Consider the following 3,623-nt stretch of genomic DNA (forward strand, 5'->3'; position numbering starts at 1 on the left):
GACTTTGAAAGCATTTTTGTTACCATCAACGCTATATATTATAGAACCAAGATATTTTCAAAGATTTTGAAAGTATCTTTTTATTTTTGCCTATAAATAAATAGAAAAGGTATTTTTGGAAATGATATTTTGACTTAATAGTAGGAAGAGGCAGGAGAGTATAAAAAATGAAGTGGCAGAGATTAGTTTTTAAAGATAAAAGCAGAATGATGAGGATTCGTATAAGTCCCCGATACCAAAGGGATACTTCATGTGAAAATCATAGATATGATGCCTACCTAGCCACAGAATTTGTATTTACACTTATAATTTTTTCTGTTGCCCTCTATGTGTTTTCATTTTTTATAATGAATGTGGCTGGCCTTGAAAATAAATTATCTGAAAGAGATAGGATAGACTATATTATGCAAATGGCTATGGTTGATGAAAGGTCTTATGTGAAAAATTACAAGGGGGATATAGCTAACTTTGATTTAGAATCGTCAAAAAAAATAGAGGGGGGACATTTATTGGTTAAGAGAAATTTTATAGATAAAAAATTTGGTTGGGTAGAATCGGAAATTAGGGTGGTTGGAAAGCCTCTTGAAAAGTCTATTAAAATACATACAATTATAGGGGTTGATTAGCTTGAGATATAGGACTAGTTTAGGTAAAAAAAGTACTGAAATAAGGGGAATAAGAAGAGGGGCATTATCTGTAAATGTAATACTCGTATTTATGTTTTTAGTATCTCTGGTACTATTTTCTATGCCCTTGTATAGACAGCTTGCCTACTTTAATAGGGACTATGATAGCTTATACAGACATGACTATGATTTAGCGTCAATAGAGAGGGCCTTTATGGTCAATGCCTATTATGCTATAGAAGAAGCCTATGATAAGAGCAAGGATTCTCAGGAGTTTGATAAGTTGGTATCTAGAGAGAATACAGACTTCTATAGGGACTTGATAGGGCAAAAATACGTCAAATCACCGCATACATTGTATGAATTGATAACCGGGGATGGTGGTTATTATGAAATAGTAAAAAAAGAAGGATATGTGGAATTTTATGTAAACTATTATTATGAATACAAGAGCATAGATAGGTGGAAGAGAAAAAAATACAGACTATATTCTCCTTTTAAAAGGTTGGGAATAGACAAATCAAACAAAGAAAAATTGGAAGTAAAAGATATTAAAAGTCTATTTATAGAGCTTGCCTAGGACTGATTATTTTATGAGTGTGTGTTTGTGGGGGTAGTAATGAAAAAGTATAAGGGATTCACTTGTGTAGAGTTGGTAGTTGCTATATCTATTTTGGCGGTTGTAATGTCTTTGTCTATAGTAAAATTAAATAGCTATGGTTTGACCTTTGATGCTACGGTAGTCAAACTGAAAACAGATATTAGGAGGATAATTGCCAAGGCAGAAGATGACTACCACTCTTATAGTGTTAGCTTTTATAAGGGATATTATACTATAGGTAGGGACAATAAAAGACTGTCCAAAATAGTCTTAGATGAACATACCTACGTGCTAGGGTCTGGCAAACTGGAATTTAGGGGCATAAAAAGAATGGGTGCACCAGGCAGAGGGGGAAGTATATATGTATTTAATGATATAACAAAGAAACTAGAGAGGATAACCTATATGCCTGCTAGTGGCAGGGTCACATCCTATGAGGATAACTACTATACAAAAAAAGATATAATAGATGGTAAGATTTCACGTTTGAGGTAGTATTTTTTATGTAAAATATATAAGTTCAGCTACTGGTGTTGATATTTATTGAAAATTTTAAGAATAGGTCTGGAGGAAGACAATGTTTTTGAGGTCGAGATTGGTATATTCTGGCAATGGGTCTGAGTTAAAGACAAGTAGAGCATATATAATGGTTGAAGTGATGGTTTATTTAATGATAGCGAGTTTGTTACTAGTGTCAATACTTGTAGTTTTTAAGTCGTCCTTAAATATAAAGGCCAGTATAATTAACAAAATAGAGATGAGGGAAATTGCATCTGTAGTTGAGGATAGAATAAGATATGAAATCAACAATAGTATAGGTATTACCCGTATATGGGGTGCAAGTGGAAATAATATAGATTATAAAAATATAAGGAAAATGGAGTATAGGGCTTATGGAAAGTTGCAAAAGGAAGTTGCATATACTAAATATATATCTGTAGAAGGAGGAAATATTTACGTTTGCTATAGCGATAATAAAGGAAAATATCAGATAGGTAGGCATATCGAAGGTATGAATATAAGTGAAAAAGAAGATTATGTAAAATTTAATATACGTTTTAAAATAGATAAAAATAGTTACACAAAAGACTTTATTGTACTTAAAAAAATATGAAAATAAAATAATTTATCAACTCTATTGACAGTATAGACAAATGAATATACAATAAAAATATAAGTTGTTTCTATTCCAAATATAAACAGCAAATAATAATTTATACGGAGGTAAGTATGAAGATTAAAGAGAGTGGTTTACTTAAAAAGGGACTAACAAGTATTTTAGCGGCAACTTTTATAGCTGTTGCTGCAACAGTGCCATCTTCTGCACTATGGAAAAATTATAGGCCTTATGGTGGCTTTGATGGAGGTTGGAAAAGATTTTATGGGGTTAATAGGATTAAGACTTCAGAATACACTGCAAACTCACTTAATCCACATAAAAATGCGTCAGATGTATATCAATTGACTGAAGACAAGGCTGTACCAACGGTGTTGATTAATCAAAATAGTTTTCAGGATGGATTAAGTGCTTATAACTTATGTAGGGCATTTAATGCAAGATTATTATTAACAAAAGCTGATTATGCTAATATAGGATTAATTAAGAATTATTATAAGAGTAAAACAATTTATATACTAGGTAGTGAAAAGGAGATATACGCTTCTACTGAAAAGTATATAAAGAAATATATACCTAAAGCCAAGGTAATTAGAATAGGTAATGCAAGTGCTTATGGCAGAAACCTTGCTACTATAAAGATGGCAGGATTTACAAATCTTGCAGTTGCTGATGGTAGAAAATTCCCGGATGCTTTGACAGCTTCAGGCTTGTGTCACAACAAGAATTTGGGCTTGATGTTGGTAGATGGGTCTAAGTCTTACAAGCTACCAGCTGGAACTAGTGTAACTTATACTATAGGTGGTAGTGATTCAGTTGCCCAGGAAGGTGGAACTAGGATAGCCGGTGTAGATAGGTATGAAACAGCTAAGGAAGTAGCTAGAGTTGCTGAGGGTTATTATAATATATTATTTGTAGATGGTAGAAAGTTCCCTGATTCAATCAGTGCGATTAACTTAGTTAAACCTAGAAATTGTATTGTAATGCCTATATCAGATACTAGGGATAATAGCGATATGAAGGAATTCTTGTCTCTATTACCGGAATCACTTGATGAGCCTGGTCAGTGGGATATAGAGAAGTCTGGTTATGCAATAGTAATAGGTGGTCACAACTCACTTAAGGATGAGACTATAATCAAGATGCTATACCCATCAAAGGGCTTGAGCTAGAAATTTATTACATTAGGATTAAATAATAGTTATATTTGACTAGGACAAAAGGGATTAATCAACAGATTAATCCCTTTTATATGTATGACGGGCATGCCGTCAGTCTG

At 32.8% G+C, this 3,623-nt stretch carries 5 protein-coding genes; all 5 read left to right on the forward strand.

Going from position 1 to position 3,623, the window contains the following annotated elements; all coding sequences use genetic code 11:
• Nucleotides 1-167 precede the first annotated feature (167 nt).
• The 5 genes from HMPREF1639_RS02705 (at nucleotide 168) to HMPREF1639_RS02725 (ending at nucleotide 3,516) form a co-directional block, all read left to right on the forward strand.
• A complete protein-coding gene (locus tag HMPREF1639_RS02705) occupies nucleotides 168-626 on the forward strand; it encodes a hypothetical protein (RefSeq protein ID WP_036763009.1) in 459 nt (152 codons plus the stop codon).
• A gap of 1 nt (nucleotide 627) precedes the next feature.
• Entirely contained in the window at nucleotides 628-1,206 is a 579-nt protein-coding gene (locus HMPREF1639_RS02710; protein ID WP_036763011.1) for a hypothetical protein, read from the forward strand.
• Nucleotides 1,207-1,245: 39 nt separating this feature from the next.
• Nucleotides 1,246-1,722, forward strand: a complete 477-nt coding sequence (locus HMPREF1639_RS02715) for a type II secretion system protein (RefSeq protein ID WP_036763013.1) — start codon at nucleotides 1,246-1,248, stop codon at nucleotides 1,720-1,722.
• Nucleotides 1,723-1,804: 82 nt separating this feature from the next.
• A complete protein-coding gene (locus HMPREF1639_RS02720; protein WP_036763015.1) occupies nucleotides 1,805-2,341 on the forward strand; it encodes a hypothetical protein in 537 nt (178 codons plus the stop codon).
• 116 nt (nucleotides 2,342-2,457) lie between these two features.
• Nucleotides 2,458-3,516: a cell wall-binding repeat-containing protein gene (locus HMPREF1639_RS02725; RefSeq protein ID WP_036763017.1), complete on the forward strand. Its 1,059-nt coding sequence runs from the start codon at nucleotides 2,458-2,460 to the stop codon at nucleotides 3,514-3,516.
• Nucleotides 3,517-3,623: the final 107 nt, after the last annotated feature.

The sequence above is a fragment of the Peptostreptococcus sp. MV1 genome (assembly GCF_000758885.1).
GTDB lineage: Bacteria > Bacillota > Clostridia > Peptostreptococcales > Peptostreptococcaceae > Peptostreptococcus.

Bases quoted from the DNA above. Each gene is read 5' to 3' on its own strand.
- HMPREF1639_RS02720 (WP_036763015.1), top strand. From the start codon at position 1,805: ATGTTTTTGAGGTCGAGATTGGTATATTCTGGCAATGGGTCTGAGTTA.
- HMPREF1639_RS02705 (WP_036763009.1), top strand. From the start codon at position 168: ATGAAGTGGCAGAGATTAGTTTTTAAAGATAAAAGCAGAATGATGAGG.
- HMPREF1639_RS02715 (WP_036763013.1), top strand. From the start codon at position 1,246: ATGAAAAAGTATAAGGGATTCACTTGTGTAGAGTTGGTAGTTGCTATA.
- HMPREF1639_RS02725 (WP_036763017.1), top strand. From the start codon at position 2,458: ATGAAGATTAAAGAGAGTGGTTTACTTAAAAAGGGACTAACAAGTATT.